This is a genomic window from Pseudomonas sp. A34-9, assembly GCF_029543085.1.
Lineage (GTDB): Bacteria > Pseudomonadota > Gammaproteobacteria > Pseudomonadales > Pseudomonadaceae > Aquipseudomonas.
In genome coordinates this window covers 458,216-471,072 of sequence record NZ_CP119967.1, presented here as the reverse complement: position 1 = coordinate 471,072, position 12,857 = coordinate 458,216, and the positions used below count along the sequence as shown (strand labels likewise).

The following is a 12,857-nucleotide window of genomic DNA, read 5'->3' as shown; positions in this document are numbered from 1 at the left end:
CAGGCTGCGATCTTTGGCCTTTAATGTCACCACATATCCATAAGCTGCCTGCTAAGGTTGGCAAGCCCGTCTTCGCAACGGATAATGCCCAGTTTTTCCACCCGCGCATCGATGCGCCCGCCGCGCTTGCGGTCGAAAGAGAAGACCATGAAAGACACCATTCGCCAGCTGATCCAACAAGCCCTCACCCAACTCGTCAACGAAGGTGTGTTGCCTGAAGGCCTGTCGCCGGCGATCCAGGTGGAGAACGCCCGCGACAAGACTCACGGCGACTTCGCCAGCAACATCGCGATGATGTTGGCCAAGCCTGCAGGCATGAAGCCGCGCGATCTGGCGGAAAAAATCATCGCCGCGCTGCCGGCCGACGAGAACGTCACCAAGGCCGAAATCGCCGGCCCGGGCTTCATCAATTTCTTCCAGAACACCCAGGCGCTGGCCTCGCGTCTCGACGCCGCCCTGGCTGATGCCCACGTCGGCGTACGCAAGGCCGGCCCGGCGCAGCGCACCGTGGTCGACCTGTCGGCACCGAACCTGGCCAAAGAGATGCACGTCGGCCACTTGCGTTCAACCATCATTGGCGACGGCGTGGCCCGCGTCCTCGAATTCCTCGGCGACGAAGTGATCCGTCAGAACCACGTCGGCGACTGGGGTACTCAGTTCGGCATGCTGATGGCCTATCTGCAGGAAAACCCGATCACCAGCGACGAGCTGTCCGATCTGGAAAACTTCTACCGCGCCGCCAAACAACGTTTCGACGAATCCGCAGAATTCGCCGACCGCGCCCGTGGCCTGGTGGTCAAGTTGCAGGCCGGTGATGCCGAGTGCCTGGCGCTGTGGACCAAGTTCAAGGACATCTCGCTGTCGCACTGCCAGAAGATCTACGAACTGCTCAACGTCAAGCTGACCATGGCCGACGTAATGGGCGAAAGCGCCTACAACGACGACCTGATCAACGTGGTCAACGACCTGAAAGCCGCCGGCATGCTGGTCGAGAGCAACGGCGCCCAGTGCGTGTTCCTCGACGAGTTCAAGAACGCCGACGGCGATCCGCTGCCGGTGATCATCGTCAAGGCTGACGGCGGCTACCTGTACGCCACCACGGACCTGGCGGCCGTGCGCTACCGCAGCGGCAAGCTGAAAGCCGATCGCGCGCTGTACTTCGTCGACCAGCGTCAGGCCCTGCACTTCCAGCAAGTGTTTGCCGTGGCGCGCAAGGCCGGGTTCGTCACCCATCCAATGGAAATGGAACACATGGGCTTCGGCACCATGAACGGCGCCGACGGCCGTCCGTTCAAGACTCGTGACGGCGGCACCGTGAAGTTGATCGACCTGCTGACCGAAGCCCAGGAACGTGCCTACAGCCTGGTCAAAGAAAAGAACCCGGAGCTGGCTGAAGACGAGCTGCGCAACATCGCCAAAGTCGTCGGCATCGGCGCGGTGAAATACGCCGACCTGTCCAAGCACCGCACCAGCGACTACAGCTTCAACTTCGACCTGATGCTGAATTTCGAAGGCAACACCGCACCGTACCTGCTGTATGCCTACACCCGTGTCGCCGGTGTGTTCCGCAAACTGGGCAAGGACTTCAGCGAAGTCGATGGCCAGATCGTTCTCGAAGCGGCGCACGAGCAAGAGTTGGCAGCGAAACTGGCGCAATTCGGCGAAGTGCTGAATAACGTGTCCGACAAAGGCACGCCGCACATTCTCTGCACCTACCTGTACGACGTTGCCGGTCTGTTCTCCAGCTTCTACGAGAACTGCCCGATCCTCGCCGCCAAGACCCCGGCCCAAATGCAGAGCCGTCTGCGTCTGGCCGCGCTGACCGGTCGCACCCTCAAGCAAGGCCTGGAGCTGTTGGGTCTGGAAACTCTGGAGCGTATGTAAGTTGGCTGCCAAGAAAAAACCTGCACCCAAGCGTGGCGCCAGCCGTTACCAAGCTCCTGCGAAGCAACCGATTCCGGGCTGGCTGTGGATGGCCATCGGCCTGACGGTCGGCGCGTTCATCGTATTTCTGATGAAGCTCGAGCCGGGCAAGGGCAGCGACACGGTCAAGCGCGAGAAAGTCGAACAGGCGCAACAACAGAAAGCGTCGAAGATCGCCGAGGCCAACAAGACCCCGCCGAGCCCGACGCAACCGGTGAAGCCGAAGTACGACTTCTACACCCTGCTGCCGGAATCGGAAGTGATCGTGCCGCCGGACGCCGTGCCGGAGAAGACCTTGCCGACGCCACAAGTGCCGGCCATCCCGACCACGCCGGTGACACCGGCAGAAGCGGCGAAGATCGACACCGCGCGCGCTCAGGCAGCCTTGGCCGGGATTACCCCGCCGCCAGCGCCACCGGTGAGCAAAGCCGCGCCGGTGACCAAGTTCTTCTTGCAGGCCGGCTCGTTCCGCAAGGAAACCGATGCCGACAAGGTCCGCGCGCAGATCATTCTGCTCGGTCAGGCGGTCGCGGTTGAGTCCGGCACAGTGAAGGATGAAACCTGGTACCGCGTGTTGGTCGGCCCGTTCAGCAACCGCGAACAGCTGACCACGGCACAGAAACAACTGGCCGGTGCCGGCTTCAGCAACCTGTTGTTACAACAACGCCAGAGCCGCTGACCCTCGGCCGATCGTTCCCACGCTCTGCGTGGGAATGCCTCAAGGGACGCTCAGCGTCCCAGCGGTTAAGGGACGCGGAGCGTCCCGGGCTGCATTCCCACGCGGAGCGTGGGGACGATCAGGTGCAACACGCCGCTCGTCTCCTCTCCCGCGCTACGGTTGAAATCCTCTCCAGCACCCCCATATGAATGGGCATAAGGCACTTTCGCCCCGCTGTGTGGAGACTCTTCCCTTGACCACCATCGTTTCAGTCCGCCGTCACGGCAAAGTCGTCATGGGCGGCGACGGCCAGGTTTCTCTCGGCAATACCGTGATGAAAGGCAACGCGAAAAAAGTTCGTCGCCTGTACCACGGCCAGGTCATCGCCGGTTTTGCCGGTGCCACCGCCGACGCCTTTACCCTCTTCGAACGTTTCGAAGGCCAGCTTGAAAAACACCAGGGCCACCTGGTACGCGCCGCTGTCGAACTCGCCAAAGAATGGCGCACCGACCGCTCCCTGAGCCGCCTCGAAGCCATGCTCGCGGTTGCCAACAAAGACGCCTCGCTGATCATCACCGGCAACGGTGACGTGGTCGAACCCGAAGATGGCCTGATCGCCATGGGTTCCGGCGGCGCCTATGCGCAGGCTGCGGCCAGCGCCCTGCTGAAAAAGACCGACCTGTCGGCCCGCGAAATCGTCGAAACCGCTCTCGGCATCGCCGGCGACATCTGTGTATTCACCAACCACACTCAGACCATTGAGGAGCAGGATCTCGCCGAATAAGCCTGTCTTGGCCAGCGTGCCACGGCTTGTTTGTGCTTGAGGACCGCCAACTACTATGTCCATGACTCCCCGCGAAATCGTCCACGAACTCAACCGCCACATCATCGGCCAGGACGATGCCAAGCGCGCCGTCGCGATTGCCTTGCGCAACCGCTGGCGCCGCATGCAGCTGCCTGAAGAGCTGCGTGTTGAAGTGACCCCGAAGAACATCCTGATGATCGGCCCGACCGGTGTCGGTAAAACCGAGATCGCCCGTCGCCTGGCGAAACTGGCCAACGCGCCGTTCATCAAGGTCGAAGCGACCAAGTTCACCGAAGTCGGCTACGTCGGTCGTGACGTCGAATCGATCATTCGTGATCTGGCCGACGCTGCGATCAAGATGCTGCGCGAGCAGGAAATGACCCGCGTGCGCCACCGTGCCGAAGACGCTGCCGAGGATCGTATCCTCGACGCACTGCTGCCGCCGGCGCGCATGGGCTTCAGCAATGAAGAAGCGCCTAGCAGCGACTCCAACACCCGTCAGCTGTTCCGCAAGCGCCTGCGCGAAGGTCAGCTGGATGACAAGGAAATCGAGATCGAAGTCGCCGAAGTGGCCGGCATCGAAATCGCCACGCCGCCCGGCATGGAAGAGATGACCAACCAGCTGCAATCGCTGTTTGCCAACATGGGCAAGGGCAAGAAGAAGGCGCGCAAGCTCAAGGTCAAAGAAGCGCTCAAGCTGGTGCGCGACGAAGAAGCCGGGCGTCTGGTCAACGAAGAAGAGCTGAAAGCCAAGGCGCTGGAAGCGGTTGAACAGCACGGTATCGTGTTCATCGACGAGATCGACAAAGTCGCCAAGCGCGGCAACGTCGGCGGCGCCGATGTCTCCCGTGAAGGCGTGCAGCGCGACCTGCTGCCGCTGATCGAAGGCTGCACCGTCAACACCAAACTGGGCATGGTCAAGACTGACCACATCCTGTTCATCGCGTCCGGCGCGTTCCACCTGAGCAAGCCGAGCGACCTGGTGCCTGAGCTGCAAGGTCGTCTGCCGATCCGCGTTGAACTCAAAGCGCTGAGCCCGTCGGACTTCGAACGTATCCTCAGCGAACCGCATGCCTCGCTCACCGAGCAATATTGCGCGCTGCTGAAAACCGAAGGCCTGAACATCCAGTTCCAGCCCGAAGGCATCAAGCGTCTGGCGGAGATCGCCTGGCAGGTCAACGAGAAGACCGAGAACATTGGTGCCCGTCGCCTGCACACGCTGCTCGAGCGTCTGCTTGAAGAGGTGTCGTTCAGCGCCGGTGATCTGGCCAGCACGCACGATGAGAAGCCGATTCTGATCGACGCGGAATACGTCAACGGTCACCTCGGCGAATTGGCGCAGAACGAAGACCTGTCCCGTTATATCCTGTAGGTCACCTTCCCTGTAGGAGCTGCCGCAGGCTGCGATCTTTTGACTTTGATTTTTAAAAGACAAGATCAAAAGATCGCAGCCTTCGGCAGCTCCTACAGGGTGTTCCATCTAGTCGGATGACCTGCAATGACTACTATTCCTACCGACATCAAACTGCACAAAGCCTCGAAAACCCTGACGCTCACTTACGCGTCCGGCGAGGAATTCACCCTGCCCGCCGAATTCCTGCGCGTGCATTCTCCCTCCGCCGAGGTCCAGGGCCACGGCAAACCGATCCTGCAATTCGGCAAGATCAACGTCGGTCTGAGCAAACTGGAACCGGCCGGTCACTACGCACTGAAACTGACCTTCGACGATGGTCACGACAGCGGCCTGTTCACCTGGGACTATCTCTACGAACTGGGGCGACGTCATGACGCACTCTGGGCCGATTATCTGGCCGAGCTCAAAGCCGCCGGAAAAACCCGCGACCCGAACGAGTCGATCGTCAAGCTGATGCTCTAGCCCGAGCCTTGCGCTCATTAGAGGGCATTTTCTAAATTCATCTGTTTGAATGCTCTGCTGTGTGGCCGAGGATCGGCCTGCTTGCGAAAAAAATTAAACTCGGGTAACCAATGGAGCTGGCAAGTTCCCTGCAGTGCTCTACGACTGTAAAGCAGCTATGCAGAATTAACGGTCACCCGAGCAGTAGTACCTGGCATTGGCTGTGGAACTGCACAGCAGAAAACCGGGTACTCGTCTCAGGACAATGGAGCGTCGTAGATGAGTAACAAGAATAACGATGACCTGAAGTACCAAGCCTCGGAAAACACCCTGGGGCTTAATCCCGTCGTTGGGCTACGCGGAAAGGATCTGCTGGCCTCTGCTCGTATGGTGCTGAAACAGGCCATTAAACAACCGATCCATAGCGTCAAGCACGTCACCCATTTCGGCCTCGAACTGAAGAACGTGTTGTTTGGTAAATCCGAACTGCAACCGGCCGGCGATGACCGTCGCTTCGCTGATCCGGCGTGGAGCCAGAACCCGCTCTACAAACGTTATCTGCAAACTTATCTGGCGTGGCGCAAGGAACTCCACGCCTGGATCGATGACAGCAGCCTGTCACCCAAAGACATCGCCCGTGGGCATTTCGTCATCAACCTGATGACCGAAGCCATGGCCCCGACCAACACGGCGGCCAACCCGGCAGCGGTCAAACGCTTCTTCGAAACCGGCGGCAAAAGCCTGCTCGACGGCCTCTCGCATCTGGCCAAGGATCTGGTACACAACGGCGGCATGCCGAGCCAGGTCAACATGGGCGCGTTCGAAGTTGGCAAGAGCCTCGGCGTCACCGAAGGCGCGGTGGTATTCCGCAACGATGTGCTGGAGCTGATCCAGTACAAGCCGATCACCGAGCAGGTCCACGAGCGTCCACTGCTCGTCGTTCCGCCGCAGATCAACAAGTTTTATGTGTTCGACCTCAGTCCGGACAAGAGTCTGGCGCGCTTCTGCCTGCGCAATAACGTGCAGACGTTCATCGTCAGCTGGCGCAACCCGACCAAGGCGCAGCGCGAGTGGGGCCTGTCGACCTACATCGATGCGCTGAAAGAAGCGGTCGACGTGGTCACCGCGATCACCGGCAGCAAAGACATCAACATGCTCGGCGCCTGCTCCGGCGGCATCACCTGCACCGCCCTGCTCGGCCACTACGCGGCGATCGGCGAGAACAAGGTCAATGCCCTCACGCTGTTGGTCAGCGTGCTCGACACGACGCTGGACAGCGACGTCGCGCTATTCGTCGACGAGCAGACCCTGGAGACCGCCAAGCGCCACTCGTACCAGGCCGGCGTGCTCGAAGGCAAAGACATGGCCAAGGTCTTCGCGTGGATGCGCCCCAACGACCTGATCTGGAATTACTGGGTCAATAATTACCTGCTCGGCAACGAGCCGCCGGTATTCGACATCCTGTTCTGGAACAACGACACCACCCGGTTGCCGGCAGCGTTCCACGGCGACCTGATCGAGATGTTCAAAAACAACCCACTGATCCGCCCCAATGCACTAGAAGTGTGCGGCACGCCGATTGATCTCAAGCAAGTCACGGCCGACATCTTCTCGCTGGCCGGCACCAACGACCACATCACACCGTGGAAGTCCTGCTACAAGTCGGCGCAGCTGTTTGGTGGCAAGGTCGAATTCGTGCTGTCGAGCAGCGGGCATATCCAAAGCATTCTGAACCCGCCAGGCAACCCGAAATCGCGTTACATGACCGGCGAAGAAATGGCCGCCAATGCCGATGACTGGCAGGAAAACTCGACCAAGCACACCGATTCCTGGTGGCTGTACTGGCAGGCGTGGCAAGCCGAGCGTTCGGGCAACCTGAAAAAGGCCCCGCTGAAACTGGGCAACAAAGCGTATCCGGCGGGTGAAGCCTCGCCGGGCACTTACGTTCACGAGCGGTAACTGACACCACCCTTCCCCTGTAGGAGCTGCCGCAGGCTGCGATCTTTTGATTCTGTTTTTAAAATCAAGATCAAAAGATCGCAGCCTGCGGCAGCTCCTACACAGGGAATCGGGTGTACTTGAAATCCACAGGGCCTGAAGCATGCCGCAACCGTTCATATTCCGTACCGTCGATCTGGATGGCCAGACCCTCCGCACGGCGGTACGCCCCGGCAAGCCTCACTTGACGCCCTTGCTGATTTTCAACGGCATCGGCGCCAACCTGGAGCTGGTGTTTCCGTTTGTCGCGGCGCTGGACCCGGATCTGGAAGTGATCGCTTTCGACGTGCCCGGTGTCGGCGGCTCCTCCACGCCGAACCGGCCGTATCGCTTTCCCGGGCTGGCCAAGCTGACCGCGCGCATGCTCGATTACCTCGACTATGGGCAAGTCAACGTCATCGGCGTGTCGTGGGGCGGCGCCCTCGCGCAGCAATTCGCCTACGACTACCCCGAGCGCTGCAAGAAACTGGTGCTGGCGGCGACCGCTGCCGGTGCCGTGATGGTGCCGGGCAAGCCGAAAGTGCTGTGGATGATGGCCAGCCCCCGGCGCTACATTCAGCCGTCCCATGTGATCCGCATCGCGCCGCTGATCTATGGCGGCTCGTTTCGTCGCGACCCGACGCTGGCCGCCAGCCACGCGGCGAAAGTGCGTTCGGCGGGCAAGCTCGGTTACTACTGGCAACTGTTTGCAGGCCTCGGCTGGACCAGCATTCACTGGCTGCACAAGATCCATCAGCCGACGCTGGTGCTGGCCGGCGATGACGATCCGCTGATCCCGCTGATCAACATGCGCATGCTCGCCTGGCGCATTCCCAATGCGCAACTGCACATCATCGACGACGGTCATCTGTTCCTGATTACCCGTGCCGAAGCGGTGGCGCCGATCATCATGAAGTTTCTTCAGGAGGAGCGTCAGCGCGCGGTAATGCACCCGCATCCGACACCGCTGGGCGGTTAACCCCGGCGGCAGGCTTTATGCAAGCCCTTGGCAAAGAGTGCGCGGCAGGACGCCGCGCAGGCAGCAACCCGCAACAGCGTCTATGGTGTTCTGGTTCGGTGAGTGTGTTTTTGACCTGAAGACGAAGGAGTGTTGAGTCATGCGCGACAAACCAGCGACGGGCGTAGTGCCCAGCCCCGCCGTGTTCATCAACGCACAAAGTGCGATCACCGGCCTGCGTGGGCGGGATTTGATCTCGACCTTGCGCAGCGTCGCCGCCCATGGCCTGCGCAACCCGATTCACAGCGCGAGGCACGCCTTGAAGCTCGGCGGCCAGTTGGGCCGCGTCCTGCTCGGTGAAACCCTGCACCCGACCAACCCGAACGACAGCCGCTTCGCCGACCCGGCGTGGAGCCTCAATCCGTTTTACCGGCGCAGCCTGCAGGCCTATCTGGCCTGGCAAAAGCAGGTCAAAAGCTGGATCGATGAAAGCAACATGAGCCCGGACGATCGTGCCCGCGCGCACTTCGCCTTCACCCTGCTCAATGACGCCGTGGCGCCGTCGAACACTTTGCTCAACCCGTTGGCGGTGAAGGAGCTGTTCAACTCCGGCGGGCACAGTCTGGTGCGCGGCCTCAGTCATCTGTTCGATGACTTGCTGCACAACGACGGCCTGCCACGCCAGGTGACCCGACAAGCTTTCGAGGTCGGCAAAACCGTTGCTACCACCACCGGCTCGGTAGTGTTTCGCAACGATCTGCTTGAGCTGATCCAGTACAAACCGATGAGTGAAAAGCAGTACGCCAAGCCATTGTTGGTGGTGCCGCCGCAAATCAACAAGTACTACATTTTCGACCTCAGCCCGCACAACAGCTTCGTCCAGTACGCGCTGAAGAATGGCTTGCAGACCTTCATGATCAGTTGGCGCAACCCGGATGTGCGCCATCGCGAATGGGGCCTGTCGACCTACGTCGAAGCGGTGGAAGAAGCGATGAACATCTGCCGGGCGATCACTGGCGCCCGCGAGGTCAACCTGATGGGCGCTTGCGCCGGCGGGCTGACCATCGCCGCTCTGCAAGGGCATTTGCAGGCCAAGCGGCAGCTGCGCCGCGTCTCCAGCGCGACGTATCTGGTCAGCCTGCTCGACAGTGAAATCGAAACCTCAGCCACGCTGTTTGCCGATGAGCAAACCCTCGAAGCCGCCAAGCGCCGCTCGTATCAAAAGGGTGTGCTCGACGGTCGCGACATGGCCAAGGTCTTCGCCTGGATGCGCCCCAACGATCTGATCTGGAGCTACTTCGTCAACAACTACCTGTTGGGTAAAGAGCCGCCGGCCTTCGACATCCTCTACTGGAACAACGACAACACGCGCCTGCCCGCAGCGTTTCACGGCGACTTGCTGGACTTCTTCAAGCACAACCCGCTGACCCATCCGGGTGGACTGGAAGTGTGTGGTACGCCGATCGACCTGCAAAAAGTCACCGTCGACAGCTTCAGCGTCGCTGGCATGAACGACCACATTACGCCGTGGGATGCGGTGTACCGCTCGACCCTGCTGCTGGGTGGCGAGCGACGTTTCGTGCTGTCCAACAGCGGCCATGTGCAGAGCATTCTCAACCCGCCGAGCAACCCGAAAGCCGCGTATGTCGAAAACGGCAAGATGAGCAGTGACCCGCGCGCCTGGTATTACGACGGCAAACACGTCGACGGCAGTTGGTGGCCGCAGTGGCTGGAATGGATTCAACAGCGTTCCGGCGCCCAGCACGAAACCTCGTTCACGCTCGGCAACCCGAACTATCCACCGATGGAGGCCGCGCCCGGTACCTACGTGCGTGTGCGCTGACGCTTAACCGAACTTTTCTAAGAAGACTGGATGAAAACCCGCGACCGGATTCTCGAATGTGCTTTGCAATTGTTCAACGAAAAGGGCGAGCCGAACGTCTCCACCATGGAGGTGGCCAACGAAATGGGCATCAGCCCGGGCAACCTCTACTACCACTTCCACGGCAAGGAACCGCTGATTCTCGGGTTGTTCGACCGTTTTCAGCATGAACTGGCACCGCTGCTCGATCCCCCCTCCGATGTGGAGCTCGCGCCAGAGGATTACTGGCTGTTTCTGCATTTGATCGTCGAGCGGCTGGCGCAGTACCGCTTCCTGTTTCAGGACCTGTCGAACCTGGCCGGACGCTTGCCGAAACTGGCCAAGGGCATTCGCAATCTGCTCAATGCATTGAAGCGCACACTGGCGTCGTTACTGGCGCGGTTGAAGGCGGCGGGGCAATTGGTCAGTGATACCCAGGCGTTGGGGCAGTTGGTGGAGCAGATCACCATGACCTTGCTGTTTTCGCTGGATTATCAGCGGATTCTGGATCGTGAGGGCGAGGTCAGGTTGGTGGTTTATCAGATCATGATGCTGGTGGCGCCGCACTTGCTGCCGCCGGTGAAAGTGGCGACCGAACGGATGGCCCTGCAATACCTCGAAGACCACGATTGAAATCAAGAGCCCCTCACCCTAGCCCTCCCGAAACGTTGGACCGCCCGTAGGGAGAGGGGACTGATTGGGGGATATTCAGGAATTACGCCGATATGGAATTGATCGCTGAATCCATAATCGACTGGTTATTTCAGGTCGATGTATAACGAAAGGCAACTCGGTCGGCCCCCTCTCCCTCTGGGAGAGGGCTGGGGTGAGGGTTTGCTTTTAAAATACACAAAAAAACGCCCGACCTTCACAGGCCGGGCGTTTTGTTTTGCCCTGAAAAATCAGGACTGACTGGTTGGTGTCGACGGCGTCGATGCAACAGTCGGGGTAGCCGCAGGCGTCGGTGCGGCGGCGGAGTTCGACGCGCTTACCGGAGCTGCCGAAGTGGCAGGTTTGGCTGCAGCAGGTGCTGCTGGCTTCGGCGTAGCGGCTTTCGGTGCGGCCGGTTTTTTCGCTGCAGGTTTCTTCGCCGCAGCCGGTTTGGCTGCAGGCTTGGCGGCTGGTTTCGCTGCAGTTTTGGCCGCAGGTTTTGCTGCCGGTTTGGCGGCGGCTTTGGCAGCAACCGGTTTGGCTGCAGCTTTGGCAGCTGGCTTGGCCGCTGCGGTTTTTGCTGCAGGCTTGGCCGCTGCTTTTGCTGCGGGTTTAGCCGCCGCTTTTGCCAGTGGCTTGGCAGCGGATTTTGCCGCTGGTTTGGCCGCCGCAGTTTTCGCTGCCGGTTTTGCTGCTGCGGTTTTCGCCGCCACAGGCTGGGCTTTCAGACCGGTGAGTTTTTCGATCTGTTTGGTCAGCGTATCGACCTTGCTGTTGAGCGCTTTGACTTCATTGCGGCTCGGTACACCGAGGCGCGAAATCGCGCTGTTCAGGCGCTTGTCGAAAGCCCCTTCCAGCTCGTCCCACTTGCCCAGTGCGCGATCTTTCACGCCGCTGATGCGCGACTTGGCCGAAGAAGCAGAGTCCTTGGCGGCATCGACTTTTTTGCCGACTGCGGACTTGGTGAGCTTCTCGGCTTTCTCGCCGTCTTTGACCAATGTATCGAAGAGCTTGCTGCCGTCAGTGTCGATCTTCGAGTACACGCCTAAACCAGCCAGCCAGATTTTGCGGGAGTAGTCTTCGACTTTCCCGATCCACGAGCTGCCTTCTTTATCGGTGTTCTTTTTACCAGCCATCCCGTTCTCCTTAAGATTTACGCGCGACGCGTTCGAGCAATGCCGTCAGCTCATCGAGCTTAGCAGAGAGTGTCTCAACGTCATGTTTAGACGGAATGCCGATACGATTCAAGGCGCTTGCTACACGGGAGTCGAACGCCTTCTCGACCTTGTCGAGCTGAACTTCGACGCGACCTTTGAAAGAACTCACTTCGCTCTTGGCTTCATCGATCTCGGCGTTGGCCGCTTCGAGTTTTTCGGTAACGGCTTTTTTGCCTTTCTTTTCAACAGTTTGACCAGCCTTGATCAACTCTTGAAAGTAGTCGCTGCCCTCTTGGCCGACCTTGGCGTAGGCACCCAGGCCTGCCAGCCAGATCTTGCGGGCATAGGATTTGACGTCGCTCAGAGTAGAAGTCGAAGCGTCGATTTTTTTCTTCAAAATAACTTTGGCCATGGTGCACCTCACGCGCAGAAGGTTTGAGGAACTGCCCGGGAAAGTGTCGGGCTCAGGCACAAAGTAGGCAGAAAAATTAGAAACGGCACCCTAACAACTGACATGAATCGGTGGTGCCTGAATGAAAAGATCGCAGCCTTCGGCAGCTCCTACAGAGGTACACATTCCTGTAGGCGCTGCCGAAGGCTGCGATCTTTGATGTTCAGAGCAAAGCTTTGTCGAGCGCTTTCTCGATCTCGGCTTTGATCATGCCGCTCATGGCCGACATCATGATGCCCAGTTCGACGTCGACCTTGATCGAATCGTCCGCCACATGCACCGCACCTTTCACACCTGAGCGCTTGAGATTCAGGGTATCGCCCGACCATTGCGGCTCCAGGCCATATTGATCGGAGAGTTTCTGCGCCAGCTTGTCGGCCTTCTCGCGGGCGGCTTCCTTACCCAGGCTGTGGGCACGCTCAACAGTGATTTTGGCCATTGCATGACTCCTGATTTAAAAAGATGTGTCGGTAGATCTTGACCGCTGCTGCGGCAAATCGTCCCGAGGGTTGCCCATCTTACCTTTAGCCATTCCAAGACAAAGCATGGCTTGGGGATTAG

General features: G+C 59.6%; 13 protein-coding genes. 9 read left to right on the top strand and 4 right to left on the bottom strand.

The features are described from left to right. Positions 1-26: 26 nt before the first annotated feature. The gene (locus tag P3G59_RS02080) at positions 27-149 is read right to left on the bottom strand and encodes a hypothetical protein (protein ID WP_256579857.1); all 123 of its coding nucleotides are present in this window, start codon (positions 147-149) and stop codon (positions 27-29) included. On the opposite strand from P3G59_RS02080, the gene argS reads away from it, so the two are divergent. The 9 genes from argS to P3G59_RS02035 all read left to right on the top strand — a co-directional run bounded on the left by argS (position 148) and on the right by P3G59_RS02035 (position 10,670). Next, entirely contained in the window at positions 148-1,884 is a 1,737-nt protein-coding gene (gene argS / locus P3G59_RS02075; protein WP_277760258.1) for an arginine--tRNA ligase, read from the top strand. The genes P3G59_RS02080 and argS overlap by 2 nt on opposite strands. Position 1,885: 1 nt before the next feature. Continuing rightward, positions 1,886-2,602, top strand: a complete 717-nt coding sequence (locus tag P3G59_RS02070) for an SPOR domain-containing protein (protein WP_007909385.1) — start codon at positions 1,886-1,888, stop codon at positions 2,600-2,602. Positions 2,603-2,834: 232 nt separating this feature from the next. Then, entirely contained in the window at positions 2,835-3,365 is a 531-nt protein-coding gene (gene hslV, locus P3G59_RS02065; protein WP_003186641.1) for an ATP-dependent protease subunit HslV, read from the top strand. Positions 3,366-3,420: 55 nt separating this feature from the next. Next, positions 3,421-4,758 carry an ATP-dependent protease ATPase subunit HslU gene (gene hslU / locus P3G59_RS02060; protein WP_277760257.1) on the top strand — a complete coding sequence of 446 codons (1,338 nt, stop codon included), beginning with the start codon at positions 3,421-3,423 and terminating at the stop codon, positions 4,756-4,758. 126 nt (positions 4,759-4,884) lie between these two features. Continuing rightward, entirely contained in the window at positions 4,885-5,262 is a 378-nt protein-coding gene (locus P3G59_RS02055) for a DUF971 domain-containing protein (RefSeq protein ID WP_277760256.1), read from the top strand. A 258-nt stretch (positions 5,263-5,520) separates the two neighbouring features. After that, positions 5,521-7,200, top strand: a complete 1,680-nt coding sequence (gene phaC, locus P3G59_RS02050) for a class II poly(R)-hydroxyalkanoic acid synthase (RefSeq protein ID WP_277760255.1) — start codon at positions 5,521-5,523, stop codon at positions 7,198-7,200. A 142-nt stretch (positions 7,201-7,342) separates the two neighbouring features. Continuing rightward, positions 7,343-8,197: a poly(3-hydroxyalkanoate) depolymerase gene (gene phaZ, locus P3G59_RS02045; protein ID WP_007909378.1), complete on the top strand. Its 855-nt coding sequence runs from the start codon at positions 7,343-7,345 to the stop codon at positions 8,195-8,197. A 139-nt stretch (positions 8,198-8,336) separates the two neighbouring features. Beyond that, positions 8,337-10,019, top strand: a complete 1,683-nt coding sequence (phaC, locus tag P3G59_RS02040) for a class II poly(R)-hydroxyalkanoic acid synthase (protein ID WP_277760254.1) — start codon at positions 8,337-8,339, stop codon at positions 10,017-10,019. 30 nt (positions 10,020-10,049) lie between these two features. Next, positions 10,050-10,670 (top strand): TetR/AcrR family transcriptional regulator, encoded by a 621-nt coding sequence (locus P3G59_RS02035; protein WP_277760253.1) that lies wholly within the window; start codon positions 10,050-10,052, stop codon positions 10,668-10,670. Between the two features lie 269 nt (positions 10,671-10,939). Here P3G59_RS02035 and P3G59_RS02030 read toward each other — a convergent pair whose 3' ends face one another. The 3 genes from P3G59_RS02030 to P3G59_RS02020 all read right to left on the bottom strand — a co-directional run bounded on the left by P3G59_RS02030 (position 10,940) and on the right by P3G59_RS02020 (position 12,735). Beyond that, positions 10,940-11,824, bottom strand: a complete 885-nt coding sequence (locus P3G59_RS02030; RefSeq protein ID WP_277760252.1) for a phasin family protein — start codon at positions 11,822-11,824, stop codon at positions 10,940-10,942. Positions 11,825-11,834: 10 nt separating this feature from the next. Next, positions 11,835-12,257 carry a phasin family protein gene (locus P3G59_RS02025; protein ID WP_277760251.1) on the bottom strand — a complete coding sequence of 141 codons (423 nt, stop codon included), beginning with the start codon at positions 12,255-12,257 and terminating at the stop codon, positions 11,835-11,837. A 202-nt stretch (positions 12,258-12,459) separates the two neighbouring features. Next, a complete protein-coding gene (locus P3G59_RS02020; protein ID WP_277760250.1) occupies positions 12,460-12,735 on the bottom strand; it encodes a polyhydroxyalkanoic acid system family protein in 276 nt (91 codons plus the stop codon). Positions 12,736-12,857 lie beyond the last annotated feature (122 nt).

Bases quoted from the DNA above. Each gene is read 5' to 3' on its own strand.
- argS (WP_277760258.1), top strand. From the start codon at position 148: ATGAAAGACACCATTCGCCAGCTGATCCAACAAGCCCTCACCCAACTC.
- P3G59_RS02080 (WP_256579857.1), bottom strand. From the start codon at position 149: ATGGTCTTCTCTTTCGACCGCAAGCGCGGCGGGCGCATCGATGCGCGG.
- hslU (WP_277760257.1), top strand. From the start codon at position 3,421: ATGTCCATGACTCCCCGCGAAATCGTCCACGAACTCAACCGCCACATC.
- P3G59_RS02055 (WP_277760256.1), top strand. From the start codon at position 4,885: ATGACTACTATTCCTACCGACATCAAACTGCACAAAGCCTCGAAAACC.
- phaC (WP_277760255.1), top strand. From the start codon at position 5,521: ATGAGTAACAAGAATAACGATGACCTGAAGTACCAAGCCTCGGAAAAC.
- phaZ (WP_007909378.1), top strand. From the start codon at position 7,343: ATGCCGCAACCGTTCATATTCCGTACCGTCGATCTGGATGGCCAGACC.
- phaC (WP_277760254.1), top strand. From the start codon at position 8,337: ATGCGCGACAAACCAGCGACGGGCGTAGTGCCCAGCCCCGCCGTGTTC.
- P3G59_RS02035 (WP_277760253.1), top strand. From the start codon at position 10,050: ATGAAAACCCGCGACCGGATTCTCGAATGTGCTTTGCAATTGTTCAAC.
- P3G59_RS02030 (WP_277760252.1), bottom strand. From the start codon at position 11,824: ATGGCTGGTAAAAAGAACACCGATAAAGAAGGCAGCTCGTGGATCGGG.
- P3G59_RS02025 (WP_277760251.1), bottom strand. From the start codon at position 12,257: ATGGCCAAAGTTATTTTGAAGAAAAAAATCGACGCTTCGACTTCTACT.
- P3G59_RS02020 (WP_277760250.1), bottom strand. From the start codon at position 12,735: ATGGCCAAAATCACTGTTGAGCGTGCCCACAGCCTGGGTAAGGAAGCC.